The sequence below is a fragment of the Streptomyces sp. NPDC021019 genome (assembly GCF_044333295.1).
Classification (GTDB): domain Bacteria; phylum Actinomycetota; class Actinomycetes; order Streptomycetales; family Streptomycetaceae; genus Streptomyces.
Window position 1 is genome coordinate 184,795 of the sequence record NZ_JBIRQR010000009.1, and the last position, 26,763, is coordinate 211,557.

Annotated in this window: 24 protein-coding genes and 1 pseudogene; 14 read left to right on the forward strand and 11 right to left on the reverse strand. The window is 72.8% G+C overall.

Annotated features, from left to right (window positions below; genetic code table 11):
• Positions 1-7 precede the first annotated feature (7 nt).
• On the forward strand, positions 8-289 hold the full coding sequence (locus tag ACH4RG_RS33605) for a DUF3263 domain-containing protein (RefSeq protein WP_397925102.1): 282 nt from the start codon (positions 8-10) through the stop codon (positions 287-289).
• Between the two features lie 122 nt (positions 290-411).
• Here ACH4RG_RS33605 and ACH4RG_RS33610 read toward each other — a convergent pair whose 3' ends face one another.
• Positions 412-1,092, reverse strand: coding sequence for a phosphotransferase (locus ACH4RG_RS33610; protein WP_397925104.1), 681 nt, complete (start codon positions 1,090-1,092; stop codon positions 412-414).
• A 252-nt stretch (positions 1,093-1,344) separates the two neighbouring features.
• Between ACH4RG_RS33610 and ACH4RG_RS33615 the strand changes: the two genes are divergently transcribed.
• On the forward strand, positions 1,345-2,724 hold the full coding sequence (locus tag ACH4RG_RS33615; RefSeq protein ID WP_397925106.1) for an alpha-lytic protease prodomain-containing protein: 1,380 nt from the start codon (positions 1,345-1,347) through the stop codon (positions 2,722-2,724).
• A gap of 135 nt (positions 2,725-2,859) precedes the next feature.
• Positions 2,860-3,723: a carbohydrate-binding protein gene (locus tag ACH4RG_RS33620; RefSeq protein ID WP_397925108.1), complete on the forward strand. Its 864-nt coding sequence runs from the start codon at positions 2,860-2,862 to the stop codon at positions 3,721-3,723.
• Positions 3,724-4,023: 300 nt separating this feature from the next.
• Here the strand turns inward: ACH4RG_RS33620 and ACH4RG_RS33625 are convergent, their stop codons facing one another.
• Positions 4,024-5,700, reverse strand: coding sequence for a bifunctional 3'-5' exonuclease/DNA polymerase (locus ACH4RG_RS33625; protein WP_398162425.1), 1,677 nt, complete (start codon positions 5,698-5,700; stop codon positions 4,024-4,026).
• Positions 5,701-5,904: 204 nt separating this feature from the next.
• Between ACH4RG_RS33625 and ACH4RG_RS33630 the strand changes: the two genes are divergently transcribed.
• Positions 5,905-7,077, forward strand: coding sequence for a DUF2786 domain-containing protein (locus ACH4RG_RS33630; protein WP_398540705.1), 1,173 nt, complete (start codon positions 5,905-5,907; stop codon positions 7,075-7,077).
• Positions 7,078-7,115: 38 nt separating this feature from the next.
• Positions 7,116-9,242: an FUSC family protein gene (locus tag ACH4RG_RS33635; protein ID WP_397931289.1), complete on the forward strand. Its 2,127-nt coding sequence runs from the start codon at positions 7,116-7,118 to the stop codon at positions 9,240-9,242.
• A gap of 32 nt (positions 9,243-9,274) precedes the next feature.
• On the opposite strand, the gene ACH4RG_RS33640 is transcribed toward ACH4RG_RS33635, so the two are convergent.
• Positions 9,275-9,793, reverse strand: a complete 519-nt coding sequence (locus tag ACH4RG_RS33640; protein ID WP_397931292.1) for a hypothetical protein — start codon at positions 9,791-9,793, stop codon at positions 9,275-9,277.
• A 255-nt stretch (positions 9,794-10,048) separates the two neighbouring features.
• Here ACH4RG_RS33640 and ACH4RG_RS33645 point away from each other — a divergent pair, with 255 nt between their 5' ends.
• Positions 10,049-10,291, forward strand: a complete 243-nt coding sequence (locus ACH4RG_RS33645) for a DUF397 domain-containing protein (RefSeq protein WP_032789017.1) — start codon at positions 10,049-10,051, stop codon at positions 10,289-10,291.
• Between the two features lie 37 nt (positions 10,292-10,328).
• On the opposite strand, the gene ACH4RG_RS33650 is transcribed toward ACH4RG_RS33645, so the two are convergent.
• Entirely contained in the window at positions 10,329-10,835 is a 507-nt protein-coding gene (locus ACH4RG_RS33650) for an ATP-binding protein (protein WP_397925118.1), read from the reverse strand.
• 357 nt (positions 10,836-11,192) lie between these two features.
• Between ACH4RG_RS33650 and ACH4RG_RS33655 the strand changes: the two genes are divergently transcribed.
• Both ACH4RG_RS33655 and ACH4RG_RS33660 read left to right on the forward strand, forming a co-directional pair.
• On the forward strand, positions 11,193-12,056 hold the full coding sequence (locus ACH4RG_RS33655) for a helix-turn-helix domain-containing protein (protein ID WP_397925120.1): 864 nt from the start codon (positions 11,193-11,195) through the stop codon (positions 12,054-12,056).
• 58 nt (positions 12,057-12,114) lie between these two features.
• Positions 12,115-13,572 (forward strand): aldehyde dehydrogenase family protein, encoded by a 1,458-nt coding sequence (locus ACH4RG_RS33660; protein ID WP_397925122.1) that lies wholly within the window; start codon positions 12,115-12,117, stop codon positions 13,570-13,572.
• Between the two features lie 58 nt (positions 13,573-13,630).
• Here the strand turns inward: ACH4RG_RS33660 and ACH4RG_RS33665 are convergent, their stop codons facing one another.
• Complete coding sequence (locus ACH4RG_RS33665) at positions 13,631-14,632, reverse strand: GlxA family transcriptional regulator (protein ID WP_397925240.1); 1,002 nt, start codon at positions 14,630-14,632, stop codon at positions 13,631-13,633.
• Between the two features lie 64 nt (positions 14,633-14,696).
• Here ACH4RG_RS33665 and ACH4RG_RS33670 point away from each other — a divergent pair, with 64 nt between their 5' ends.
• The 4 genes from ACH4RG_RS33670 to ACH4RG_RS33685 all read left to right on the forward strand — a co-directional run bounded on the left by ACH4RG_RS33670 (position 14,697) and on the right by ACH4RG_RS33685 (position 18,570).
• The gene (locus ACH4RG_RS33670; RefSeq protein ID WP_397931295.1) at positions 14,697-16,019 is read left to right on the forward strand and encodes an MFS transporter; all 1,323 of its coding nucleotides are present in this window, start codon (positions 14,697-14,699) and stop codon (positions 16,017-16,019) included.
• Positions 16,020-16,043: 24 nt separating this feature from the next.
• Positions 16,044-16,685 (forward strand): PadR family transcriptional regulator, encoded by a 642-nt coding sequence (locus ACH4RG_RS33675; protein WP_397925126.1) that lies wholly within the window; start codon positions 16,044-16,046, stop codon positions 16,683-16,685.
• A 77-nt stretch (positions 16,686-16,762) separates the two neighbouring features.
• On the forward strand, positions 16,763-17,746 hold the full coding sequence (locus ACH4RG_RS33680) for an ATP-binding cassette domain-containing protein (protein WP_397925128.1): 984 nt from the start codon (positions 16,763-16,765) through the stop codon (positions 17,744-17,746).
• Complete coding sequence (locus ACH4RG_RS33685; protein ID WP_397931298.1) at positions 17,743-18,570, forward strand: ABC transporter permease; 828 nt, start codon at positions 17,743-17,745, stop codon at positions 18,568-18,570. Before ACH4RG_RS33680 ends, ACH4RG_RS33685 begins: the two co-directional genes overlap by 4 nt.
• Positions 18,571-18,576: 6 nt before the next feature.
• On the opposite strand, the gene ACH4RG_RS33690 is transcribed toward ACH4RG_RS33685, so the two are convergent.
• The 4 genes and pseudogenes from ACH4RG_RS33690 to ACH4RG_RS33705 all read right to left on the reverse strand — a co-directional run bounded on the left by ACH4RG_RS33690 (position 18,577) and on the right by ACH4RG_RS33705 (position 21,667).
• Positions 18,577-20,004 (reverse strand): glutamate decarboxylase, encoded by a 1,428-nt coding sequence (locus ACH4RG_RS33690; protein ID WP_397931301.1) that lies wholly within the window; start codon positions 20,002-20,004, stop codon positions 18,577-18,579.
• 60 nt (positions 20,005-20,064) lie between these two features.
• Positions 20,065-20,688: an NAD(P)H:quinone oxidoreductase gene (wrbA, locus tag ACH4RG_RS33695; protein WP_397925133.1), complete on the reverse strand. Its 624-nt coding sequence runs from the start codon at positions 20,686-20,688 to the stop codon at positions 20,065-20,067.
• A gap of 135 nt (positions 20,689-20,823) precedes the next feature.
• Positions 20,824-21,281, reverse strand: a pseudogene (locus ACH4RG_RS33700) (ion channel protein); the annotation flags it as partial.
• Positions 21,282-21,301: 20 nt separating this feature from the next.
• On the reverse strand, positions 21,302-21,667 hold the full coding sequence (locus ACH4RG_RS33705; protein ID WP_012380348.1) for a YbjQ family protein: 366 nt from the start codon (positions 21,665-21,667) through the stop codon (positions 21,302-21,304).
• Between the two features lie 150 nt (positions 21,668-21,817).
• On the opposite strand from ACH4RG_RS33705, the gene ACH4RG_RS33710 reads away from it, so the two are divergent.
• On the forward strand, positions 21,818-22,543 hold the full coding sequence (locus tag ACH4RG_RS33710; RefSeq protein ID WP_397925135.1) for a DedA family protein: 726 nt from the start codon (positions 21,818-21,820) through the stop codon (positions 22,541-22,543).
• Between the two features lie 146 nt (positions 22,544-22,689).
• Here ACH4RG_RS33710 and ACH4RG_RS33715 read toward each other — a convergent pair whose 3' ends face one another.
• Positions 22,690-24,393 (reverse strand): threonine/serine exporter ThrE family protein, encoded by a 1,704-nt coding sequence (locus ACH4RG_RS33715; protein ID WP_397925136.1) that lies wholly within the window; start codon positions 24,391-24,393, stop codon positions 22,690-22,692.
• A 189-nt stretch (positions 24,394-24,582) separates the two neighbouring features.
• Positions 24,583-25,077 (reverse strand): inorganic diphosphatase, encoded by a 495-nt coding sequence (locus ACH4RG_RS33720; RefSeq protein WP_018959738.1) that lies wholly within the window; start codon positions 25,075-25,077, stop codon positions 24,583-24,585.
• A gap of 113 nt (positions 25,078-25,190) precedes the next feature.
• Between ACH4RG_RS33720 and dacB the strand changes: the two genes are divergently transcribed.
• On the forward strand, positions 25,191-26,672 hold the full coding sequence (gene dacB / locus ACH4RG_RS33725; protein ID WP_397931304.1) for a D-alanyl-D-alanine carboxypeptidase/D-alanyl-D-alanine-endopeptidase: 1,482 nt from the start codon (positions 25,191-25,193) through the stop codon (positions 26,670-26,672).
• The last annotated feature ends 91 nt before the right edge of the window (positions 26,673-26,763 follow it).

Consider the following 26,763-nt stretch of genomic DNA (forward strand, 5'->3'; position numbering starts at 1 on the left):
GGTCGACATGACCGCCCCCGACCACGAGCACCGCGCCCCCCGGGCCGAGCCCGCCCCCGACGCCGGCGGACTGTCCGCACGGGACCGGGCGCTCCTGGCCCTGGAGCGGCGGCCCTGGGCGGGGCCCGGGGCGAAGGAGCGGGCGATCCGTGAAGAGCTCGGAATCTCGCCGGTCCGTTACTACCAGCTGCTGAACGCGCTGATCGACGACGCGCGGGCGCTGCGCGAGGACCCGGTCACGGTGAACCGGCTGCGGCGCGTGCGCGACGCGAAGCGCGGGCGGCGCTGACCCCGGGCTGATCGGGGGCCCGGCCCCCGGCCCCCGATCCTCAAGCGCCGGAAGGGCTGGAATCCCCCGGAGGCGCTTGCATCCCTCCGCAGGCGCCGGATTCCGCCGGGGGCGCCCGGACCTTACGGGGCGCAGCCCAGCACCAGGTCCACCGCCCGGTCCAGGCGGGCCCGTTCGGGGTTGGTCAGATGCGGGTTCGCCCGCTGGCGGGCGCGGGCGAGGGACAGATCGGCGGCCGACGCGCCGCCGTCGTCGGAGAGTTCCGCCAGGAGCGCCGTCAGCACGGGCCGGACGGCCGCCCCGCCGGGGAACTCCGGGTCGACGGCGATCCGGGCCAGGGCCAGCGCCGACATCGCCCGGTCGAGGCCGGGCGGGCCCTCCGCCGCTGTGGACCAGTCGATCACCACCGCGCCCCCCTCCGTCAGCATCACGTTCTCCGGACGCAGATCCAGGTGGAGCACGCAGTCCTCCGGGTCGGCCGAGACCCGGGGCGGTATGGCGTGGAGCTCGCGCAGCAGCCGGGCGAGCAGCGCCCCCGCCTCGGCCGCCCCCAATCGCCCCGCCCGCAGGGCCTCGGCCAGGGTCGGGCCGGTCAGCCGCTGGAGCACCAGGTCCGTGGGGCGGGCCCCTTCGGCGGGCGGACCGATGCGCGGCACCGGGAAGCCGAAGGCGCCGACGTAACTCATCACGGCCAGCTGCTCCGTGATGTCGGTGCGGTCCCGGTAACGGAGAAGGACCCAGGAGCCGTCGAGTGCGTACACGTCGGCGGTGCGTCCCGAGCCCAGAAGTTGGCCTGTGTGCATGGGGCCGAACCTACCCGGGCGCCCCGCCGAAAGGGAGACGCGATCCGGCTTCGCCCGGCAGGGCCGCGAAATCGGCGCCGTACCCGCCCGCCGGGTGGGCCGAAGCGCGCGCCGCGTGGCCCCATAACGCGGAGGGAGGGGGGTGAACGGGATCTCCTGCGCCGGGTGTCGCCGCCGCTACGGTTTCGGCAATTCCCTGGTCCGGACCAACCCCCACCGGATCCGGACACCCCCAGAACCAAGGAGAGTGACGTGGAGAGAACCACGCTCCGCAGACGCGCCCTCGCCGCCGGCACCGCCACGGTGGCCGTGGGTGCGCTCGCCCTCGCCGGACTGACCGGCGTGGCGTCCGCCGACCCCGCGGCCACCGCCGCCCCGCCGGTCTCCGCCGACAGCCTGTCACCCGGCATGCTGGCCGCCCTGGAGCGCGACCTCGGCCTCGACGCGGACGCCGCCCGCAGCCGGATAGCCAACGAGTACCGCGCCGCCGCCGTCGCCGCCGGGCTGGAGAACTCCCTCGGCGCCAGCTTCGCCGGAGCCCGGGTCAGCGGGGCGAAGGCGACCCTGACCGTCGCCACCACCGACGCCTCCGAGGCCGCCCGGATCACCGACGCCGGAGCGCGCGCCGAGGTCGTCGGCCACAGCCTGGACCGGCTCGAAGCCGTCAAGAAGACCCTCGACAAGGCCGCGCTGAACAAGGCGCCCAAGAACGTGCCGGTCTGGTACGTCGACGTCGAGACCAACCGGGTCGTCGTCAACGCCGCCAGCACCGCCGCAGGACAGGCGTTCCTCAAGGCGGCCGGGGTCGACAGCGGCCTCGTCACCGTCGCCAGGTCCGCCGAACAGCCCCGCGCCCTCGCCGACATCCGGGGTGGCGACGCGTACTACATGAACGGCTCCGGCCGCTGTTCCGTCGGCTTCTCGGTGAAGCGCGGCACCCAGAACGGCTTCGCCACCGCCGGCCACTGCGGCCGCGTCGGCACCACCACCAACGGCGTCAACCAGCAGGCCCAGGGTTCCTTCCAGGGGTCGACCTTCCCGGGCCGGGACATGGCCTGGGTCGCCACCAACGCCAACTGGACGCCGCGTCCGCTGGTGAACGGCTACGGGCGGGGCGACGTCACCGTCGCCGGCTCCACCGCGTCCGTCGTCGGCGCCTCGGTCTGCCGCTCCGGCTCCACCACGGGCTGGCACTGCGGCACCATCCAGCAGCTGAACACCAGCGTCACCTACCCGGAGGGCACCATCTCCGGGGTGACCCGCACCAGCGTCTGCGCCGAACCGGGCGACTCCGGCGGCTCCTACATCTCCGGCAGCCAGGCGCAGGGCGTCACCTCCGGCGGCTCGGGCAACTGCTCCTCCGGCGGTACGACGTACTTCCAGCCCATCAACCCGCTGCTCCAGACGTACGGGCTGACCCTGGTCACCAGCGGCGGGCCGACGGACCCGCCGACCGACCCGCCGACCGACCCGCCCACCGACCCGCCGGGCGGCACCTGGGCGGCCGGCACCGCGTACGCCGCCGGCGCCACGGTGACGTACGGCGGAGCCACCTACCGCTGCCTCCAGGGACACACGGCCCAGCCCGGCTGGACCCCCGCGGCCGTCCCGGCGCTCTGGCAGCGGGTCTGACCACCCCGGAACCGGTCCCGGGTCCGACCACCCCGGGACCGGTCCGGCACCACCGAACCTCCTGAACCTCCCGCCTCCCGCCTCCCCGCGCCGAGGAACCCCGAGGACTCCGAGGAAACCGTCATGACCCCACAAATGGACAACACAACCCCCCATGAGCCCAACGCGTCCGACGAGACGTCCGGGGGCCGGCGGCGGATCAGCCGCAAAGGTCTCCTGAAGGCCGCGTTCGTCGCGAGCGCCGCGCCCCTGCTCGCCGGAGGGGGCGTCGCGCTCGCCCGGGACGCCGCATCGTCCGGGAACGGGCCGCTGGCCCCGACCCCGGAGTGCGACGACGGCGACGACACGACGCCTCCGCAGATGGAGGGGCCGTACTTCAAGCCCAACTCGCCGCGCCGCACCAGCCTGGTGACCCCGAGCACCCCCGGCGTACCGCTCACCGTGAGCGGCTACGTCTTCGGCCGGGCCTGCCGTCCCATCGCCGGGGCGCTGCTCGACTTCTGGCAGGCCGACACCAACGGGTCCTACGACATGGCCCGGTTCGCCTTCCGAGGGCATCAGTTCACCGGCGCGGACGGGTCGTTCAGCCTCACCACCATCGTGGCGGGCCTCTACCCGGGCCGTACCCGGCACATCCACGTGAAGGCGCAGGCGCCCGGCGGGCGCATCCTCACCACCCAGCTGTACTTCCCGAACGAGCCGCGCAACAACACCGACGCGCTGTTCGATCCCGAGCTGCTGATGAACGTCCGCACTGTCGGGAACGGGCGGCAGGGCACCTTCGACTTCGTGCTGGACGTCGCCCAGACGCCCGGCCCGACCGATCCGCCCACCGATCCGCCCACCGATCCGCCGGGCGGCACCTGGTCGTCCGGCACCTCCTACCGCGCGGGTGACCGCGTGACGTACGGCGGGGTCGCCTACCGCTGTCTGCAGGCGCACCAGGCCATGTCGGGCTGGGAGCCGCCGAACGTCCCCGCGTTGTGGGAACGCGGGTAGACGAGGACACAGCGAGCGCACCACCGCCCGCGCCCCGTTCACGCCGTCCGGCGCGTGAGCGGGGCGCTTCTCGCGTTCTCCCGCGCAGTCCGGCCCGGCCCCCGGGCCCGGAGGGCTTTTCGCGGATCGTCCGAAACCTTTGCCCGCCCCCGCCGCGTCGGCCGGTCCCTCGTGCAGACCAATGTGCAGCGTTCCATGTGCAGCGCGACATGCGGGACGTCGCCGACGCCGGTCAGGGGTGTCCGGCGTATCGTGACCGGGTCCGCGACGCGGGGCACGCCCCGGTCACGCCACGGGGCGTCAATTGGCGTCCGCATACCGCTCCACCACCGCCGTCGTGAAGGGGAACCGCACCGGCGTCCGACCGAAGGCGGTCCGCCCGGCCAGCTCGCCCGCCGCGCGGATCGCCTCCGCGACGGCGGCGCTCTCCCCGGCCGGGCAGTGCACGATCACCTCGTCGTGCTGGAAGAACACCAACTGCGCCCGCAGCCCCTGCTCATGGAGCGTCCGGCGGAGCGCGGCCAGCAGCAGCAGCGCCCAGTCGGCCGCGCTGCCCTGCACCACGAAATTACGGGTGAAGCGCCCCCGGGCCCGCGCCGGACCGCCGTCCGGCGCGGCCCCGTGGCCCTCGGGGCCCTCCTGGGGAAGGCCCGCCTCCTCGTCCTGCCCCGCCGGCGCGACCGGCGGGCTGGTCCGGCCCAGCCAGGTCCGTACCACCCGCCCCTCCTCGCCCGCCCGCGCCGCGTCGTCGACATAGGCGACGGCGAGCGGGAAGCGGCGGCGCAGGGCGGCCAGGTTCTTCAGTCCGTCCCCGGACGTCTGGCCGTAGATCGCGCCGAGCAGTGCCAGCTTGGCGTGGTCGCGGTCGCCGGAGAACGCCCGGTCGGACAGGGCCTTGTAGAGGTCGCCGTCATGACCGGCCACCTCCATCAGGCCCGGGTCGCGGGAGATCGCCGCCAGCACCCGGGGCTCCATCTGGTCGGCGTCCGCGACGACGAGCCGCCACCCCTCGTCGGCGACGACGGCCTGCCGGATCACCTTGGGGATCTGGAGGGCCCCGCCGCCGTTCGTCGTCCAGCGGCCGCTGACCGTGCCGCCCGGTTGGTACTCCGGGCGGAAGCGGCCCTCGCGCACCCAGTCCTGGAGCCAGGACCAGCCGTGCGCCGTCCAGATCCGGTACAGCTTCTTGTACGCGATCAGCGGCTCGACCGCCGGATGGTCCAGCTCCTCCAGCTCCCACCGCCGGGTCGACTTCACCGGGATGCCCGCCCGCGCGAACGCCTTCACCACATCGGCCGGCAGGTCGGGGCGGACCCGCCGCCCGAACGCCGCCGACACCTCGTCCGCCAGCTCGGCGAGCCTGCGGGGCTCGCCGCCGCCCGCGTACCGCTCGCCCAGCAGCCCGTTCAGCAGCTCCCGGTGGACGTCGGCGCGCCAGGGCAGCCCGGCCCGGCGCATCTCGGCGGCCACGAGCATCCCCGCCGACTCCGACGCGGTCAGCAGGCGCATCCGGTCCGGGTGCTCCGCCGCGTCGTGACGGCGCAGCTGGTCCGCGTAGACCCGCAGCAGCCCCTCGAACGGCACCCCGGGGCCCGACGGCGGCTCGAAGAGGGAGGACTGCGCGCCCGGCTCGGCGGACCGGGCGGGCGGGTCCGGCGGCACCGGCGCGTTGTCCAGCCTGGCCAGCGCGGCGGCGGCGGAACGCGGCTCGCCGAGCCGCCCGGCGTGCCCGAGCAACAGCAGCTCGGCGCACTCGATGTCGTAGCACCGCTCGACCCGGACCCCGGCGGCCAGCAGGCGGGGGTAGATCCCGGCGGTCGACCGCCACACCCAGCGCACCACGTCGGGCCGGGAGCGGACCGCCGCGACGAGGTCGGGCTCGGCGAGGACCGGCCCGGCGGGCGTGCCGTCCCGGGCCAGCGGCGCGAGCAGCGCCCCGCCCCCGTCCGCAGCCGCCACCGCCCACCGTTCGGTCATGGGCGCGAGTCTGGCACCCGCCACTGACAGTGCCCCGGAGGCGGGGCGCGCCGGGCCGCCGGGGGGCGGGACGGCTCCCGCTTCCGTTGCTTCCGTAACAGGGCCGTGCGGGGGCCGTAACAGGCAGCGGGCGGCGGGGGCGGAGGCGGCCGCCTGCCGGGTCAGGCGTACGGCCGTGCGGGCCGTACGCCTACCCTTGGCCGGATGGAATCGGTGATCGACCGGGCGTGCGCGGCGGCCCTCTACGCGGAGGGCGACGCCGCCCTCGACACCGGGGCCTCCCTGCTCGCCGCCGCCCCGGAGGCCGACGCGGAGGCGCACCGGCGCGGCGAGGAGTTCGTGCGCCGGGCGTGGGACCGGGGCTGGCACCCGGCCGACCTGGTCCGGTTCGTCCGCCACGGGCTGGACGAGCGGCGGGCGGCGCTGGCCGCGACCCTGATCGCCGCCGAGACCGCCCGGTACGCGGAGCTGCCGCCCCGCTGGCGGCAGCAGCTCGACGAGCTGCCCGCCCCCGTACCGCGCAACCGCCCCGACCGGTTCCGTTACGCGGGTGACCTGCTGGAGCTGTACCGGCTGCTGCTGCGGCTGCCCGCCATCGAGCCCGTGGGCCCCGCGCCCGGCGCCGCCGCCGGTCACCTGCACCGGCCGCCCGCCGCCGACGAGCCCCGCATGCTCACCCGGATCCGGGCGCTGCTGGCGAAGGCGGAGGCGACCGGCTTCCCGGAGGAGGCCGAGGCGCTGACCACCAAGGCGCAGGAGCTGATGGCCCGGCACAGCATCGACGAGGCCCTCCTCGCCGCCCGGACGCACAGCCGCGAGACGCCGGGCGCCTGCCGGATCGGGGTGGAGCCCCCGTACGAGAGCGCCAAGGCGATCCTGCTCGACGCCGTCGCCTCCGCGAACCGCTGCCGGGCCGTGTGGAACGACGATCTCGGCTTCACCACGGTCGTCGGCTTCGAGCCGGACCTGGAGGCCGTCGAGCTGCTGTTCACCTCCCTGCTGGTCCAGGGGACGGCCGCGATGACCCGGGCGGAGGCCGGACAGCGCGCCGGGGGACGCAAGCGGACCAAGACCTTCCGGCAGGCGTTCCTGATGGGGTACGCCCAGCGGCTCGGCCGCCGGCTCGCCGACGGCGCGGAGCGCGTCACCGCGGCGGCGGACGGCGCCGACGCGGTCCTGGCCGACGAGCTGCTGCCGGTGCTGGCCGCCCGGGACGTCGCGGTCACCGAAACCGCCGGGCGGATGTTCCCGAGGACCACGACATCCCGGGTCCGCGGCGTCACCGACCTGGACGGCTGGACGCACGGCACCGAGGCCGCCGACCGGGCCCACACGGGCGGTGCGCCCCACCGACCCGATGGCGAAATCATGTCCTAAGTCGAGCTTGTCCTGGATTACGCGGCTAGGCTCGGCCCATGAGCTGGCTCCGGGCGCTTAAGGAGACCGCCCGCTCGGGGCTGGAGATCGAGCGGCAGAGGCTGGAACCCCTCATCGCCCTGCGCGGTGCGGCCGGTCTCGCCCTCGTCGTCGGGGTCAGCCTGGTGCTGTTCGGGCCGGAGATCGCGGCGAGCTCGGCGTTCGGCGCGTTCCAGGCGGCCCTCGCCACCTTCCAGCGCAGTTGGCGGCCCCGTCCCGTCCTCGCCCTCGTCTCCGGTGCCAGCCTCGCCGTGTCGACGTTCGTCGGCTACGTCAGCGGCGCGCACGTCGTGCTCTTCCTGTGCCTCCTCGGCGCCTGGACCTTCCTCGCCGGACTGGCCTGGGCGGCGGGCCCCACGGGCGGCATCATCGCCGCGTCCAACGTCGCGATCATGCTGGTGACGATCACCCTGCCCACCTCGGTCGTGGACGCCGCAGCCCACGCCGGGATGATCGCCGTCGGCGGGGTCGTGCAGGCGGCCCTCATCGTCCTCTTCCCGGTCCGCAGATGGGGCGCCCAGCGCGACGCGCTCGCCGACGCCCTGGCCGCCGAGGCCGACTACGCCCGCCGCCTGCGGCTCGACCCGGTCGCCGCCTTCGACCCGCTGCCCCTGATGACCGCCCGCAGCGCCGCCGCCGTCACCCCGCGGGAGGCCCGCCGCCGCCCCGCCGAACTGCACGGGGCCCGGGGGGTCGCCGAGCGGCTGCGCCCGGTGCTCGCCTCGCTCGCGGACCCGGCGATGGGGGTGCCCGGCGACGGTCTCGAGCGACTCTGGGTGAACGAGCTGCTGGGCGCGGCGGGATCGGTCCTGGACGCCGCCGCGCGGGCCGTCCGGCACGGCGAGCCCGTCCATCTCTCCGCCACGGATCTGGGCGTCCTGAAGACCCCCGACAACGAGGTGATCCTCGTCGGCCCCGCCCGCCGCGCCGCCGACCGGCTCGCGGCCCTGCTCGACGACGTCCTGGAGATCGCGGAGGGCACGGGGACCGACAGCGGGGTCCCCTCCGGCCTCGCCCCGGACACCCGGCGCCGGCCCACGCTGCTGGAGCTGGTCCCGGTGGTGCTGGTCTCGATGCGCCGCGAGCTGCACCACGGCTCGCCGATCATGCGTCACGCCATCCGGGTCGCGGTGGTCGCCGTCTCCGGGTACTTCGTCGGCGAGGCCGTGCCGCTCGGCCACGGCTACTGGGCCCCGATGACCGCCGTCATGGTGATGCGGCCGGAGTTCTCGCAGACGTACGCCCGCGCGGCGGGACGCTTCGGCGGCACCCTGGTCGGCGTCGGGCTCGCCACCGCCGTCGTGCAGACCACCAGTCCCGACGCCCGGCTCTCCGCGCTCCTCGCGGTGGTCTGCGCCTGGCTGATGTACCTGCTGATGCGCACCGGCTACGCGGTCGGCCAGGTCTGCGTCGCCGCGTACGTCGTCTTCCTGCTCGGCTTGGCCGGCGACGACTGGTCCCAGACCGTCACCGAGCGCATCGTCCTGACGCTCGTCGGCGGACTCCTGGCGATGATCTCGTACGCCGTCTACCCGGCCTGGGAGACCCCGCGGCTGCGCGACCGGCTGGCCGAGTGGCTGGTGGCGGACGGACGGTACGCGGCCACGGTCGTCGACCGGTACGCGGACCCCGCCTCCCGGGACGCCGAGGACGTCCGGGAGGCCCTGATCGCCACCCGGGAGGCGCGTGTGGCGTGGCAGGAGGCGCTGGCGACCGCCCAGCACGAACCCGTACGCCACCGGGGCATCTCCCGGGCCGCCGCGACCGACGCCCAGCACGCGCTGGCCCAGCTCGGCCGGTCCGCGATGGTGCTGGAGGCCCATCTGCCGACCCGGTCGGCCGACCCGGTGCCGGGCGCCGCCCAGCTGGCCGAGGCGTTGCGCCGGGCCACCGACAAGGGCGCCAAGGCGGTACGGGAGCGGCGGCTGCCCGACTGGCAGCCGGTGGTGGACGCGGTGGCCCACTGGGACATGCCCACCCCGACGGACGACGGGACGACCCCGATCGGCGACCCGGTCGTGCGCCGGGGCGCGGCGCTGCTCCTGGACGCGCTGGAGGAGTTCACCCGGGCCCTGGAGGAGCGGGGCGGCTCCACCCGGGTCAGCAGCACGCTGGCCGAGGGCTGAGCGGCCCGGCCGGCGTCAGGTCGCGGGGGATGTCACGGCGTGGGGATCTCGGGCAGGTCGCCGAGGCCGGGGAGCGAGGGCATGCCGCTCGGCAGCTTGCCCGGGTCGGCCTTGGCGAGGGTGTCCTTGACGCCGCCGTCCCACGAGAGGACCAGCTTCGTGCCGTCCACGGAGTCGATCGCGCCCATCGTGCGGTCGGTGGAGCCGCCGGTGCACTTCAGCGCCAGCATGGGTTCGCCGCCCATGTCCTTCACATCGCCCTGGCACACGGACTGATCGGCGACCAGGGCGACCTTGCGGGCGCTGATGGACACCGTGACGTTCTTCGCGTCCGTCAGCCCCACCCAGGTGCCCTCCAGCGCCGCCACGTCCACGGCGCCGCTGCCGGCGGACTCCCCGGAGCCGTTGCCGTCGCCGTTCCCGGGCGTCGCGCTCGCCGCGGAGTCCGCGTCGGCATCCTTGCTCGCCCCGTCGCCGCCGCAAGCGGTCAGCGTCAGTGCGGCGGCCAGCGCGGCGACCGCGACGGCGCCGGTGCGTAGAGACCTGATCACGTGGAGTTCCCCCTTGCTGTTCTCCGGTCGAAAGACCGCGCCACGTTACCAAGGTCCGCAGCGATCAACTCCCGTGAACGGGAGCGAATTAGGCGTGCCGTTCGTCTCTCTTCCCGGAGGGCGCGGCCGGGGCGGAAAGGCCTGTAATCAAAGGAACACCCCGCGTGCACGTGCATCTGCTCATGCATTGGCAAATGAACAGAGCTATGATCCGAGCTAGTTGACACTTGCACCTTGCAACTCGGGGAGCGTCCTGTGCACGACGTGTACAACGGCATGGCGGCCACAGAGCTTCGCGGAGTCGTCTGGCAGAAGAGCAGGCACAGCAACTCCCAGGGATCCTGCGTGGAGTTCGCGCGGCTGCCCGGAGGGAATGTGGCGATGCGGAACTCCCGCCATCCCGACGGGCCCGCCCTCGTCTATACGCCCGCGGAGATCGAGGCGCTGCTGCTCGGCGTCAAGGACGGCGAGTTCGACCACCTCGCCGCCGGCGCCTGACGCCCGGCCCGGCCCGTGACGGGCCGGACCGGGGTAGTCACGAACCCGGCTGCGCGTTCTCCTGAAGCCGGAAAAGGGCCCAGACGACCTTGCCGTACAGCGGGCCCGAAGGCAGCTCTCCGAGCTGTACGGGAGAGGGGTGCCAGCCCCAGCTGTCGCTGACGCATTCCACCAGGAAGAGTCCGCGGCCGGATTCGGCCGAATCCGCCGCCTCGCCCGCCACCGGGCTCTCCCGGCTGGGGTCGCGCACGGCGCACACCAGCCGCGAGGTCCAGCGCATCAGATGCAGTCGCACCGGAGGGTCCTGGAATTCCCGGGGCGGATCGCCGGGCAGCGCGTGGCGCAGGGCGTTGGTGACGAGTTCGGACACCACCAGGGCGACGTCGTCGAAACGGTCGCCCAGCTCCCATCGCTCCAGCGTCGACCGGGTGAACTTCCGTGCCCCGCCGACCGCTTCGTAACGCGCGGGCAGAGCACAGGACGCCGATCCGGCAACCCCTGAGGGGTCGGTGGGGGGAAGCCCCTGCCGTAACGGCTCGAGCATCGTCGATCCATTCGTCCCCATACGAGGCACTCCCGGGATTCGCGGCTGTAGCGGCACTGCCTGTAGCGGTACTGCGGGGGGTACAGCGGCACAACACGAGCACGCAGGTGCGCGAGGACCATGGTTCCGAATGCGCAGGGCAGATGCAAGGGCAGATGCACGTGCACGCGCCGGACCTGCCCGATACCGTGGTGGTTCCGGGGTATTTCTTCCCGGGGTCAGTTTCGGGTGCTTCCTAAACGTCTTCCCATTTCCGTAATCGAATGAGTACGGGCTGAAGCGTTTTGGTGGCAGAATCCGGCAGTCGGGGTTGGGGGGCTCCGGATGCCAGGGGAAGCGATGGGGAGGGTCGGGCCAGTGTCGGCAGGCGAGTCGAGTGGATCGGTGGTGCGGCGCATCCTCCTGGGCTCTCAGCTCAGGAGACTGCGGGAGTCGCGCGGAATCACCCGTGAGGCGGCCGGCTACTCGATCCGGGCCTCCGAATCGAAGATCAGCCGCATGGAGTTGGGACGGGTGAGCTTCAAGGCCAGGGACGTCGAGGACCTGCTCACGCTCTACGGAGTCGCGGACGAGGCGGAGCGCGACTCCCTCCTCGGTCTGGCCCGTGAGGCCAACGTGGCCGGTTGGTGGCACAGTTACGGAGACGTGCTGCCCGGCTGGTTCCAGACGTACATCGGCCTGGAGGGCGCCGCCTCCCTCATCCGTGTCTATGAAGTGCAGTTCGTGCACGGGCTGTTGCAGACCGAGGCGTATGCCCACGCCGTCGTCTCGCGCGGAATGCGCGGAGCATCGCCCGCCGAGGTCGACCGCCGGGTGGCCCTGCGGCTGGAGCGCCAGAAGGCCCTCGTGTCGGAGCGCGCCCCGACGTTCCACGCCGTTCTCGACGAGGCGGCGCTGCGCCGTCCTTACGGCGAACGCGACGTCATGCGCGCCCAATTGCGGCATCTGGTCGATATGTCGGAGCAGTCGAACATCACGCTGCAAGTCATGCCCTTCAGTCACGGCGGTCATGCCGGTGAGAGCGGATCGTTCACGATGCTGCGCTTCCCGGAATCCGATCTGTCGGACATTGTCTATTTGGAGCAGCTGACGAGCGCGCTCTATCTGGACAAGCCCGAGGAAGTCGCGCAGTACGAAAAGGCCATGGCGGGTCTCGCCCAGGACAGCCCCACGCCGGAAGACAGCCGGGATCTTCTGCGCGGTCTACTCCAACTGGCGTAATTTCTCAGTACGATGACGTCGCATCAGGAGTCTGCGAACGCCTGCAGTAAGGGATTGCATGTCCTTCTTCCATGAACTGGCCCACCAGTACATCGACGGCGAGTGGCTGACCGGTAGCGGCTCGTGGGACATCATCGATTTCAATCCCTACAACGGTGAGAAACTCGCCGCCGTCACCGTGGCCACCGCGCTGGAGGTCGACCGGGCCTACCGGGCCGCCGAGCGCGCCCAGCGGGAATGGGCCGCCGTCAATCCCTACGAGCGCCGCGCCGTCCTCGAACGCGCGCTCCGCGTCACCGGTGAGCGCGCGGACGAGATCGTCGAGGCGATCATCGACGAACTGGGCGGCACCCGGCTGCGGGCTGAGTACGAGGTCCGGGGTGCGACCGAGTTCCTGCGCGAGGCGATCCGCCAGGCGCTGCGGCCCACCGGGCGGCTGCTGCCCGCCGTGGGGGACGGCAGGGAGAACCGGCTCTACCGGCTGCCCGTCGGCGTCGTGGGCGTCATCAGCGCCTTCAACTTCCCCTTCCTGGTGACGATGAAGTCCGTGGCCCCCGCCCTGGCGCTCGGCAACGCGGTCGTCGTGAAGCCCCATCAGAACGCGCCCGTCGTGGGCGGCGGTCTGATAGCGAGGATCTTCGAGGACGCCGGGCTGCCGGCCGGGCTGCTCAACGTGGTGATCACCGACAGCGCCGAGATCGGCGACGCGTTCATCGAGCACCCCGTGCCCAAGGTGATCTCGTTCACCGGATCGGACCGGGTCGGCCGGCACATCGCCGCCACCGCGGCGGGCGCCTTCAAGCGAACCATCCTCGAACTGAGCGGGAACAGCGCCCTGGTGGTGCTGGAGGACGCCGACGTCGACTACGCGGTCCGGGCGGCCGTCTTCAGCCGTTTCCTGCACCAGGGGCAGGTCAGCATGGCGGCCAACCGGATCCTGGTGGACCGGTCGGTGGCGGCGGAGTTCACCGAACGGTTCACCGCCGAGGTGGCCGCCCTGAAGACCGGGGACCCGAGGGACCCGGAGACCCGGATCGGGCCCGTCATCAACGCCTTCCAGGCCGACGCGCTGGACGCCCTGGTGGCCCGGGCGGTCGCGGACGGCGCGACGGCGCTCGTGCGCGGCCGGACCGTCGGCAACGTCGTCGGCCCGACCGTCCTGACCGACCTCGCGGAGGGCTCCCCGTTGCTTCGGCAGGAGATCCTCGGCCCGGTGGCTCTGCTGATGACGTTCGACGGCGAGGAGGAGGCCGTGCGGATCGTCAACGAGAGCCCGTACGGGCTCAGCGGCGCGGTGCACACCCGGGACGCGGAGCGCGGGGTGAAGTTCGCGCAGCGGATCGCCAGCGGGATGTTCCACGTCAACGACTCCACGGTGCAGGACGATCCGCTGGTCGCGTTCGGCGGCGAGAAGACGTCCGGGGTGGGCCGGCTGAACGGCGAGGCGGTGGTCGAGGCGTTCACCACCCAGCGGTGGATGTCGATCCAGCACGGCCGCTCGGTCTTCCCGTTCTGACGGGGGCTGCCGCCTTCTGACGGGGGCTGCCGCTTACTGACGGAGGCTGCCGCCTCCCTCAGTTCCCCGGCCCCCGGAACGTGGTGCGGTAGGAGCTCGGCGAGACGCCGAGCGCCGCGTGGAAGTGGTGGCGCAGGTTGGCCGCGGTGCCGAGCCCGGCGCGGGCGGCCACCTGCTCGACGGGCACGTCCGACTCCTCCAGCAACTCCCGGGCCAGTTCGATACGTTGCCGGGTCAGCCAGTTCATGGGCGTCAGGCCGACCTCGTCCCGGAACCGCCGGGTGAAGTGCCGGACGCTCATCGACTCCCTGGCCGCCAGCTGCCCCAGCGTGATCGGGTCCTGGAGCCGGCGCAGCGCCCACGCACGGGCGTCCGAGGTCCCCGGAGCCGACCGCCCGGGCACCGGCCGGCGGATGTACTGGACCTGCCCGCCCTCGCGGTGGGGCGGCACGACCGTGCGCCGGGCCACGTCGTTCGCGACGGCGCTCCCGTGGTCGCGTCGGATCATGTGCAGGCACAGGTCGATCCCCGAGGCGCAGCCCGCCGAGGTCAGCACGGTCCCCCCGTCGGTGTAGAGCACGTCCGGGTCCAGCGCGACCCGGGGGAAGAGCCGGGCGAACAGCTCCGTGTACCGCCAGTGGGTCGTCGCCCGGTGCCCGTCGAGCAGTCCGGCCGAGGCCAGCACGAAGGCTCCGGTGCAGATCGAGGCCACCCGGACGCCGGGCCGGATTAGCGCGAAGGCCTCCGCCAGTGGGGCCGGGAGTGCCGGCGTCTCCTGGACGTAGTCCTCGTACGAGGACAGGACGATCACCGTGTCGGCCTCGGCCAGCGCCTCGGGGCCGTGCGGGACGGCCACGGTGAAGTCGCCGTCCGTGCGCACGTCCCCGGGCGACAGGGAGCAGGTGGCGACCTCGTACAGCGGCTCACCGTCCGCCGAGGCCCCCTGTCTGGCCTGGCCGAAGAGCTGGTGGACGATGCCCAGCTCGATGGGGAGCAGGACCTCGCGGGCGAGCACGGCGACGCGGTGCCGCCCGGGGTGGGTGAAGACCGTCATGGCCATATCCTTGCGCACCCGGTCCATCTGGACACTCGTGAGGGCGGGCCCCGCTCGCGACGCTGGAGCCATGGCCCCTCCGACCTCGGTATCCCCGTACCCCCCGCCCTCCCGCCGGCCCTCCCGGATCCACCGCGCCTGGCTGATGGCCGCCGTCGCGGGCGCGGCCATCGTCACGGCCGGGGCGTTCACCACCGTGCCGGGCCTGCTGATGACGCCCCTGCACGAGGAGTACGCCTGGGAGCGCGTGCAGATCGCGCTCGCCGCCTCGGTGAACATGGTGCTGTTCGGCCTCACCGCCCCGTTCGCGGCGGCGCTGATGGACCGCTTCGGGGCCCGCCGCGTGGTCATGGGCGCGCTGCTGCTGGTCTCGGCGGGGGCGCTGCTCACCGGCGTCATGACGCGGCCGTGGCAGCTGGTCGCGTACTGGGGCGTGCTGATCGGCCTCGGCAGCGGCTGCCTGACCATGACGTTCGCCGCCGGGCTCACCGCCCGCTGGTTCGACCGGCGGCGCGGCCTGGTGACCGGTGCGCTCAGCTCCTCCAGCCACCTGGGCCAGCTGCTCTTCCTGCCCCTGCTGGCCTGGTCCGTCGGCCGCTTCGGCTGGCGTCCGCCGGTGGTGACGCTGGCACTGGTGGCCCTGGCGGTCGCCGCCCTGGTGTTCCCGCTGCTGCGCGACCACCCGGCGGACGCGGGCGTCAAGCCGTACGGGGCGACGGAGTTCGTCCCCCGCCCGCCCCCGGTTCCCGGAGCGGCCGGGCGGGCCCTGAGGGTCTTGCTGCGTGCGGCGCGCACCGGCCCGTTCTGGTTGCTGGCCGGGATGTTCGCCCTCTGCGGGGCCTCCACCAACGGCATCATGTGGTCCAACTGGGCGCCCGCCGCGCACGATCACGGCATGCGGGCCACGGCGGCGGCCTCGCTGCTGTCCCTCGTCGGGGTCTTCTCCGCCCTCGGCGCGCTGACGGCCGGCTGGCTGACCGACCGGTTCGACCCGCGCCGGCTGCTGACCGTCTGCTTCGCCGTCCGCGCGCTCACCCTGCTCGTGCTGCCCCTGGTGTTCACCTCGACGGTCACGGTCCCGATGCTCCTGTTCGTGGCGGTCTACGGACTCGTCGACGTCGCGACCGTGCCGCCCGTCATCGAGCTGGCCCGCCGGGTGTACGGGGACGACGGCCCCGTGGTCTTCGGCTGGACGAACGCAGTCCACCAGCTGGGGGCGGGCGCCTCGGCGTTCCTCGGAGCCACCGCACGGGACGTCTTCGGCACGTACGACGTGGTGTGGGCCGCGCTGGCGGCCTGCTGCCTCGTGGCCGCGCTGCTGGCCCCGGCCGTACGCGTGAGGGCACACCGACCGGACGAACGCAAGCGGGCGGGCTACCCTAGTCAAAGTTGAATAGGAAGATGGGTGTTGGGTGTCATGTCCGCGATCCGACTGCTGGTCCTCGGCGCCGTCCGTATGCACGGCCGCGCACACGGCTATCAGGTCCGCAACGACCTGGAGTACTGGGGCGCGCACGAGTGGTCCAACGCCAAGCCCGGGTCGATCTACCACGCCCTGAAGCAGATGGCGAAGCAGGGACTGCTCCTCGCGCACGAGACGGCCCCGTCCACCGCGGGCGGCCCGCCGCGCACCGAGTACGAGCTCACGGACGAGGGGCTGGCGGAGTGCCGCCGACTGCTGCGTGACGCCATCCGCTCCTACGACCAGAACATGGACGTCCTCTCGGCGGCCATCGGTTTCATCGTCGACCTGCCCCGGGCGGAGGCGGTCGCGCTGCTCAAGGAGCGGATCGAGGGCATCGAGGAGTGGCGCAGGTCGGTCACCGAGTACTACACCCCCGAGGAGGGCCCCGAATCCCTCGGCCACATCGGCGAGATCATGAACCTCTGGGTGCACTCGGCCGACACCGGCGCGGAGTGGACCCGGGGCCTGATCGCCCGCATCGAGGGCGGCGCCTACACCTTCGCCGGGGAGGGCGACCCGTTCGTCGGTCTGCTCGCCGATGACGAGGACAACCCCTACGCCACCGGGGTTCCCCACCCCGGGGACCACGACTAATCAAGTTTGACGAATGAGGAATCCGGGTTTACCTTCGACCCCCTAGTCAAATTTGACTACAGAAGGGTGCGGGAAACGTGACCGAAGCGATCGTCATGGACGGTGTGCACAAGCGGTACGGGGAGAAGAGCGCCCTGGGCGGACTGGACCTGGCCGTCGGCAGCGGCACCGTGCACGGAGTGCTCGGCCCCAACGGGGCGGGCAAGACCACCGCCGTACGGATCATGTCCACGCTGCTGCGCCACGACGCGGGCCGGGTGACCGTGGCCGGCCTCGACGTCACCGAACGGGCGGGCGAGGTGCGGCGCAGGATCGGGCTGCTCGGCCAGCACGCGGCGGTGGACGAGCAGCTCGGCGGACGGCAGAACCTGGAGATGTTCGGACGGCTGTACCACCTGGGCGCACGCCGGGCGGGCAGCCGGGCGGACGAGCTGCTGGAGCGGTTCGGCCTCGCGGACACCGGGCGCAAGGCCGTCATGCAGTACAGCGGCGGCATGCGCAGGCGCCTCGACCTGGCCGCGTCGCTCATCACCGACCCGGACGTGTTGTTCCTGGACGAGCCGACGACCGGACTCGACCCGCGCGGCCGGGCCGAGGTGTGGGACGCGGTGCGGTCCCTGGTCGGCGGCGGCACCACGGTGCTGCTGACCACGCAGTATCTGGAGGAGGCGGACCAACTGGCCGACCGGATCTCGCTGATCGACGGCGGCCGGGCGGTCGCCGAGGGCACCCCCGACGAGCTGAAGGCCCTCGTCGGCGGCGACCGGATCGACATCGTCCTGCGCGACGCGTCCCGGCTGGTGGAGGCGGGCGCCCTGCTCGGCGGCGCGGACCTGGTGCTGGACGCCGACCGGCGGCGCATCGGCGCGCCCGCCCCGGACCGGATGGCGGCCCTGGCCCGGACGGTGCGGGTGCTGGAGGAGGCGGGTATCGAGGCGGAGGACATCGCGGTGCGCCGCCCCACCCTGGACGAGGTGTTCCTGTCACTGACCGGACAGCCCGCAGGCGAACGGCGTGACGAGAAGGCGGAGAAGACCGAGAAGGCGGAGGTGGCGGCATGAGCGCGGCGACGACGACGGCGCCAGGACCGGGAGGGGTGAGCTCCCGGCTCGGCTGGGCGCTGGCCGACTCCTGGACGATGACCCGCCGCGAACTGGCGCACTGGGCCCGCCAGCCCGTCGCGGTCCTGGTCAACCTGGTCTTCCCGGTGATGCTGCTGCTGATGTTCACCTATCTGGTCGGCGGCGGCCGGGGCGTGGACGGCGACCCCACGGAGTTCCTGGTCCCCGGAATGCTCGCGCTGACCATGGCCTTCGGCCTGGAGAGCACGATGCTCGCGGTCACCCAGGACCTCGGCAAGGGCGTCATCGACCGCTTCCGCTCGATGCCGATGGTCCCCGGCGCCGTCCTGGTCGGCCGCAGCGCCGCGGACATGCTCCAGTCGACGGCCGCGCTCGCGGTGATGACCGGGGTCGGTTACGCCGTCGGCTGGCGCTGGCACCACGGGGCCGCCGCCGCGCTCGCGGCGTTCGGGCTGCTGCTCCTGCTGCGGTTCGCGATGCTCTGGGTCGGCATCCTGCTGGCCATGGTGGCGGGGCGGCCGGAGATGGTCGCGGCGGTCCAGATCCTCATCTGGCCGGTCGGCTTCCTCTCCAACGTCTTCGCCACCCCCAAGTCGATGCCGGGCTGGCTGGGCACGGTGGTCGAGTGGAACCCGATGTCCGCCACGGCCACCGCCGTACGGGAGTTGTTCGGCAACCCGGGCGGCGCGACCGGATCCTGGGCGGCCGAGCACGCCCAACTGCTGGCCGTGCTCTGCCCGGTGGCCATCATCGCCGTGTTCTTCCCGCTGGCGGTGGCAAAGTTCTCGCGCCTCGGCAGGTAGCCGCGTTCAGTGGTGGAAGGCCGTCGCGGACACCCGGTCATGGCTCAACGGGTGCTTCTGGGACCGGAGTTCGCGAAGCAGTTGCTTCAGGTCCTCGATCAGCAGTGCGGCCAGGTCCGAGGAGAACCCGTTGCGGCACACCACCCGCAGCACCGAGAGGTCCTGCCGGTTGGCGGGGAAGGCGTACGCGGGCACCAGCCAGCCGCGCTCCCGCAGCCGGCGGGACACGTCGAACACGTCGTACGCGTGGACGTCCGCGTTGGTCGTGAAGGCGAACACCGGCAGCTCGTCGCCCCGGGTGAGGAGGCGGAAGTCGCCCAGCTCCTCCACCGCGCGGGCCAGCCCGCACGCCACGTCCCGGGAGGCCTGCTGGACCGCGCGGTAGCCCTCGTGCCCGAGGCGCAGGAACGTGTAGTACTGCGCGACCACCTGCGCCCCGGGCCGGGAGAAGTTCAGCGCGAACGTCGGCATGTCGCCGCCGAGGTAGTTGACCCGGAGGACCAGCTCCTCGGGCAGCGCGTCCGCCGTCCGCCACAGCGCCCAGCCGACCCCCGGGTAGACGAGGCCGTACTTGTGGCCCGAGGTGTTGATCGACGCCACCCTCGGCAGCCGGAAATCCCACACCAGGTCCGGGTCGAGGAAGGGCGCCACCATCGCGCCGGACGCCCCGTCCACATGGACCGGGACGTCGAGGCCGGTCCGCCCCTGGAGGGCGTCCAGGGCCGCGCACAGCTCGGCGATCGGCTCGTAGGACCCGTCGAAGGTGGAGCCGAGGACGCAGACGACCCCGATGGTGTTCTCGTCGCACAGCTCGGCGGCGGCCCCCGGGGCGAGATGGAACCGCTCGCCCTCCATCGGGACGAGCCGGGCCTCCACCTCCCAGAAATCGCAGAACTTCTCCCAGCAGACCTGCACGTTGACGCCCATCACCAGATTGGGCCGGGCCGTCGCGGGATAGCGGTCGGCGTTCCGCTTCGCCCAGCGCCGCTTGAGGGCGAGCCCCGCGAGCATGCACGCCTCGCTCGACCCGGTGGTCGAACACCCCACGGCCGCCCTCGCGTCGGGCGCGTTCCACAGGTCGGCGAGCATCGCCACGCAGCGCCGCTCCAACTCGGCGGTGCGGGGGTACTCGTCCTTGTCGATCATGTTCTTGTCCCGGCACTCACCCATCAGGACGCCGGCCTGCGGCTCCATCCACGTGGTGACGAACGTGGCCAGGTTGAGCCGGGAGTTGCCGTCGAGCATCAGCTCGTCGTGGACCAGCCGGTACGCCGTCGACGGCGGCAACGGCCCGTCGGGCAGCCGGTGCCGGGGCGGCGCGGTGTTCATCGCGGCCGTCGGGTCGGCCTCGCCGAAGAACGGGTTCAGGGCGAGCCTGCGCCGCTCCTCGGAGGGCTCGTCCCGTTCCGGGTGGGCACCGCGGTGGAGCGGCATGGTGGAGGCCCTTCTCTCGGCCGTGGCGGTCGGGGCGCGGGGTCGGCTCTCGGCACGGGGTCAGCTCTCGGCGGCCAGGCCCGCCTTGATCGCCCGGGTGAACTTCACGACCCGCTCGGCCTGCACCCGGGCGGCGGTCAGGGTCTGCTCGCCGACCGGGATGTCGCCCTGCCCGGAGACGTGGGAGGTGCCGTACGGGTTGCCGTCCACGAACTTCGAGGGGTCGGTGTACCCGGGGGCGACGAGGATGCCGCCGAAGTGGTGGATCGTGTTGTAGAGCGCGAGCAGCGTGGACTCCTGGCCGCCGTGGGTGGTGGAGCTGGAGGTGAAGCCGCTGTAGACCTTGTCGGCGAGCTGCCCCGCCTGCCACATCCCGCCGAGCGTGTCGATGAACTGCTTCAGCTGGGCGGTGACGTTCCCGTACCGGGTCGGCGAACCGAAGATCACCGCGTCCGCCCACGCCATGTCGTCCTGCGAGACCTCGGGGACGTCCGTGGTCGCCCGCACGTTCTCGGCCCACGCCGGGTTGGAGTCGATGGCGGCCTGCGGGGCGAGCTCGGCCGCCCGGCGCAGCCGCACCTGCGCCCCGGCCCGCTCCGCGTCCCCGGCGATGGCCTTCGCGATCGCGGCGACGGTGCCGGTGGAGGAGTAGTAGACGACGGCGACGTTGACGGGTGTGGGCATGCGAGGACCTCCGTCGAAGCAGGATCGATACAAGATGGCTCAAAAGTTCACGAAGCAGACGATACGGAGGTTCCCCGCGTCCGGCGCGTCGGACGGGGCCTTCTCCGTGACCCGGGCCCCGCCTCTTCGACGCAAGACCGCCGGGAAGATCCGGCCGCCCCGGAGGCCGCAGGCCGCCGCGCTCACGAGGGGGGCCGTCCTCACCACCGCCGTCCCCGCGCACTCCCCGGCCGACCAGCCGTCCGGGGCCCCGGCGAGCGCCATCACCTCGTCGAGCCCCTGGGAGGGGGCGAGGCGGCCGCCCGGCGTGCCGGGCAGCCCCGGGGCACCAGACCGCCCAGCGTCAGGCGGCCACCGGGCGCCGCAGTGCCGTGAACGCCTCCCCGGCGGGCCACCGGGAAGGCGTACACCGCGAGCAGGCCGAGGAACGCGCCCGCTGAGCGATCGCCAGGGCGGAGAGCAGATCGTCCCGGCGCGGTCCCGCGTACGCCGGGAGGGACGGCTCGATGCCGGGGTGCGTGATCAACGACAGGGGCAGCGCCCCGCGCCGTACCGGCCGCGAGCGGGGCGGACAGCCGGTCCGCGCCCGGCCCGCACCCGCGCTCCGGACCCGTCACACCTTGCTGATCACCGCCGCCGTCCCGTACGCGCAGACCTCCGTGCCGACGTCCGCCGCCTCCGTGACGTCGAAGCGCATCATCAGGACCGCGTTCGCGCCCCGGGCCCTGGCCTGCTCCACGAGCCGTTCCATCGCCTGGTTGCGCGTCTCGACCAGCGTCTTGGTCAGCCCTTTCAGCTCGCCGCCGATCATCGACTTCAGCCCGGCGCCGATCTGGCTGCCGAGATGGCGCGACCGCACGGTCAGTCCGAAGACCTCGCCGATGACCTGCGTCACCTGATATCCGGGTACGTCGTTCGTGGTGACGACCAGTACGTCCGCCTGGGCGGCCTGACCGCCGCCGAATTCCTCAATGCCCATGTTTGTGGCACCTCCTGTGATCAGCTTCGGGCCGCTCGGCACGATGGGTATTCCCGCTGTGCGCCACTGGAACCAAGGGCACCGGTCGGGCGTTGATAGCTTGGGGCAGCCACAGAGCCGCCATCGCACACCATCCTGGAGCCCGGACCCTTGAATACGCTTGCGCTCGGACCGAGCTGGCTGGACCCGGACTATCTGCTCAACACGTTCGGGCTCCCCGGCCTGCTCCTCATCGTCTTCGCCGAGTCCGGCCTCCTGATCGGGTTCTTCCTGCCCGGCGACTCGCTGCTGTTCACCACGGGGCTGCTGGTGACCACGGGCCAGCTGAAGTATCCGCTCTGGCTCGTCTGCACGCTGGTCGCCGTCGCCGCGATCGTCGGCGACCAGGTGGGCTATCTCTTCGGCCGCAAGGTCGGCCCCGCCCTCTTCAAGCGCCCCGACTCCCGCCTCTTCAAGCAGGAGAACGTGGAGAAGGCCCACGAGTTCTTCGAGAAACACGGCCCGAAGTCCCTGGTCCTGGCGCGCTTCGTGCCCATCGTGCGCACCTTCACGCCGATCATCGCGGGCGTCAGCCGGATGAACTACCGCTCCTTCATCACGTACAACATCGTCGGCGCGATCCTCTGGGGCGTCGGCGTCACCGTGCTCGGCGCGATGCTCGGCAAGATCGACTTCGTGCACGAGCACATCGAGATGATCCTCATCCTGATCGTGCTCATCTCCGTGGTGCCGATCGTGGTCGAGGTGCTGCGGGCCCGCAGCCAGGGCAAGAAGGCGGCCGCGGCCGAGGCACGGGCGGGCGACGGCTCCGGCCTCCCCCCGGCGAGCGGCAACGGCCCCTCCACCGGCCAGCGCGGTCGGCACGCCAAGCGCTGACCCCGCGCCGCGTACGCACGCACCGAAGGCGCCCCTCCCCGCAGGTCCGGGGAGGGGCGCCTTCGTCGTACGGGCACGGACACGGCCGCGCGGTAGGGGTGGCGCGGCCGCGTCGGGGGCCGCACGGGCCGGGCGCGTCCGCGCGCTCAGAACCCCCGGGTCCGCTTCGCCGCCCGTCGGCTCGCCCCGCCGACCGCGCCCGGCACCCCCATGAACAGCCGCGAGATCTCACTTCCGAGGTTCACCCCGATCGCGATGGCCAGCGCCGTCGCGACCGCCGTCGACAGCGAGGTCAGGCCCCGGTTCACCTCGTTCTGCGCCACGCCCAGCAGACCGAAGTACGTCGCCGAACCGGGCAGCAGCGGCCCGATGGCCGCCGTGATGTACGGCAGCGAGGAAGTGAACCGGTAGCGCGAGAACAACTGGCCGAACAGCCCCACCAGACCGGCGGCCACCGCCGTCGCCGCGACCGGCGAGATGCCTCCGGTCCGGGCCATGGCCCCGAAGACGATCCAGGCCACGCCCCCGTTGAGGGTGACCGCCAGCACGGTGGAGCGCTCCTGCTGGAGCAGCACCGCGAAGGCCAGGCTCAGCGTCATCGACACCAGGATCTGAAGCGCCGGACGGTCGTTGGGAATGAACTCGGCCTCGGGGTTGAGCTGGGCCCCCAGCTGCACCCCCAGGTACAGGATGATCAGCACGCCCGCGACGATCCCGATGAAGAAGTACATGACCTCCAGCAGGCGGGCCGACGCGGTGATGTAGTAGCCGGTGAGCCCGTCCTGCACCCCCGCCACCAGCGCCCGCCCCGGCAGCAGCGCGAACAGCCCACCGGTGATCACCGCGGACGGCCGGATGTCCGTCGAATGGGTCAGCGTCAGTGCCACCCCCATCGCGGCGGGCGGCATCGCGGCCACCGTGAACTGGTAGAACTCCGGCAGCCCGCGCCCGGCGCACAGCCACGCGAGACGGTCGCCGAGCATCGCGCCCGCCGCCGCCACGACGAACACCAGGAACCCGCCGCCGACCAGCACGGAGGCCGAACCGGCCAGCAGCCCGGCGGCCGCCGTCAGCACCCAGCCCGGATACGGGTGGCGGTTACGGCGGATCTCCGCGAGCCGTCGGTAGGCCTCCTCCAGCGAGATCTCGGTGTCCGTGCTGGTGATGTCGTCGACCAGCCGGAACACGGCCGCCAGACGGGTGTAGTCGGTGCCCCGGCGGCGTACCGTACGGCTCGCCGTCACCGGGTCGTCGACCAGCGACGGCTGGTGCGAGATGGACAGCAGCGTGAACGTGACCGTCGGCTCGCTGCGGTCGAGACCGTAGGACCGGGTCACCGCGAACATCGCCGCCTCGACGTCCTCGGCACCCTCGCCGCCCGCCAGCAGCAGCTCCCCGATACGCAGCGTCAGGTCGAGCACGCGCGGCACCGCGGGCCCCGTGTCGTCGTCCGTGCGCTGGATGGACTCGGCGGCCGGGCGCTCGGTCACCGGCATCCGCAGCATCGTGCGCATCCGGTCCTGCCAGGGCGCCTCCTTGGTCAGCCTGACCATCGGAATGCCCTGCGCCGGGGTGAACGCGGGCGGCGACTGCTGGGCCTTGTACGTGCTCGGCGGGGTGAAAGCGGAACTCAGCGTGTCGGAGTTCGTACCGCTCCCGGAGCCGCCGCCCGAACCGGCCGGACCGCCCTGTTCCTGGTGCACACCGGTCGGCAGCGCGAACTCCGACGTCGGATGGTCCTCCTCGGGCGGCGACGCCGGATGACTCGTCCCCGCGGGCGGGGCGAAAGCGCTCCGCGCCTCGTCGGACTGGGGCTTCTGGTCCTCAGGACCGCCCGATTCCGCCACCACTCGACCTCGTTCCTCCTCGACCGCACATCCCTGGGTGTCTGTCCCGTCGCACGTCTGCCCAGTATGGCCACCGGCATGGGCCCCGCACGCGCGGAAGTGCGGACAGCGAAACGGGCGGTACACCCGTGAAGGTGTACCGCCCGTTCCGGGACGGCCGTCCGGCTCGCAAACGGAACCGGAAGAGGGACGTCAGTGCGCGCCGCCCTGGGCCTCAAGACGCTTGTACGAGGCCTCGATCTCGGCCTCCGCCTCGGTACGGCCGACCCAGTCGGCGCCCTCGACGGACTTGCCCGGCTCCAGGTCCTTGTAGACCTCGAAGAAGTGCTGGATCTCCAGGCGGTCGAACTCCGACACGTGGTGGATGTCGCGCAGGTGCTCCACCCGCGGGTCGGACGCCGGGACGCAGAGCAGCTTGTCGTCGCCGCCCGCCTCGTCGGTCATCCGGAACATGCCGATGGCGCGGCACTTGATGAGGCAACCGGGGAAGGTCGGCTCGTCCAGAATGACCAGCGCGTCCAGCGGGTCGCCGTCCTCGCCGAGGGTGTTCTCGACGAAGCCGTAGTCGGCCGGGTAGCTGGTCGAGGTGAAGAGTCGACGGTCCAGGCGGATCCGACCGGTCTCGTGGTCCACCTCGTACTTGTTCCGCGAACCCTTCGGGATCTCGATGGTGACGTCGAACTCCACGGGTGGCTCCTCCATGATCAACACATACGACTGGTGATTAAGTGTCCCCCACGCAGAAGAGTGCTCGCGAAAGGGGCTGGTCAACGGTGGCCGAGCCGGTGGAAAGACCGTCGATGCGCCCGTCGGACCCGTGGGGCAGGCTGAAGGTCCTGAAGAACAGACACAACGGGTCGTACACCTGGCAGGTCATCGCAGGCTCCGCAACGCTCGGCCTGGTCGTCGCCGCCGGCGCCGTCCTCGCCGCCGGCCCCTGGGACAACGGTCAGCGTAAGGCCGAGCGGGCACTGGCAGTCACCGCGGACCGAACAGGTGGCGCACATCACGGCCGCCCGACACCCGACGGCCCCCGCCCGGCCCCCAGCGCCCCGGCCGTCCTCCCGGCCCTCGGCACCACCACCCACGACGCCCCGAGGGACGCCACCGCGCTCCGCGACACCCTCGCCCCGCTCATCGGCGCGCCCGAACTCGGCGACAGGGTCACCGCGTCCGTCATCGACACCGCCACCGGCGAGCAGCTGTACGGAACCGGCGCCACCGCCCCGATGACCCCGGCCTCCACCATCAAGATCGCCACCACCACCGCCGCGCTCTCCGTCCTGGGACCCGACCACCGCATCGCCACCACCGCCGCGCTCTCGCGCGACGCCCGCACCCTCACCCTCATCGGCGGCGGCGACCCCACGCTGAGCGAGGCGGCCCTGCGCTCGATGGCCGCCGACGCCGCGAAGGCCCTCCGCGAGGGCGGTGGGGACGGCGGGGGCGAGGCCGAGGACCCAGCGGGCCCGGTGCGCCTCACGTACGACATCTCCCGCTACACCGGACCCGTGCTCCACCCGATCAGCCCCAACGAGAACATCGCCCCCGTCACCGCCCTCATGGTCAACGAGGGCCGCCTGAACGACACGGACCGCGGCCCCGCCAAGCGCACCGACGACCCCGCCGGCGACGCCGCACGCGCCTTCGCCGCACAGCTGGCGAAGGCCGGCGTCGAGGTCACCGGCGCCCCCCGCGAGGCCCGCCCCGCCGACGGGGCACGCACCGTCGCCACCCACCACTCGGCCCCGCTCGCCGCACTCGTCGAGCGCACTCTCACCAACAGCGACAACGACATCGCCGAGGCACTCGCCCGGCAGACCGCCATCGCCAAGGGCGAGAGCGCCGACTTCGCCGGAGCACGCCGAGCCGTCACCAACGAACTGAGGAAGCTGGGAGTCCCGGTGACCGGGGCCCACCTCGCCGACGGCAGCGGACTCGACCGCGACGACCGGGTCACCCCCGCCCTCCTCACCGCCCTCCTCGCCCGCGCCGCCGACCCCGAGCGCCCCGGACTGCGCCCGGTCCTCACCGGCCTTCCGATCGCCGGATTCAGCGGCACCCTCGGCGGCCGCTACGGGGACGGCTCCGAGGGCACCGGCCTGATCCGCGCCAAGACCGGCACTCTCAGCGGCGTCAACTCCCTCGCCGGAACCGTCGTCGACCCCCGGGGCCGTCTGCTCGCCTTCGCCTTCCTCGCCTCCGGCAGCCGCTCCGCGACCGAGGCCGAACCCGCCCTCGACGCCCTGGCCACCGCACTCGCCCGCCCGGCGGCCGAGTAGGCCGCAGCACCCGAGGAGCGGTGCGGCACCGGACCCCGCGAGCCCGGCCCGACCGGCAGGACGCCCCGAAGACCCCACCACCGGGCGACGG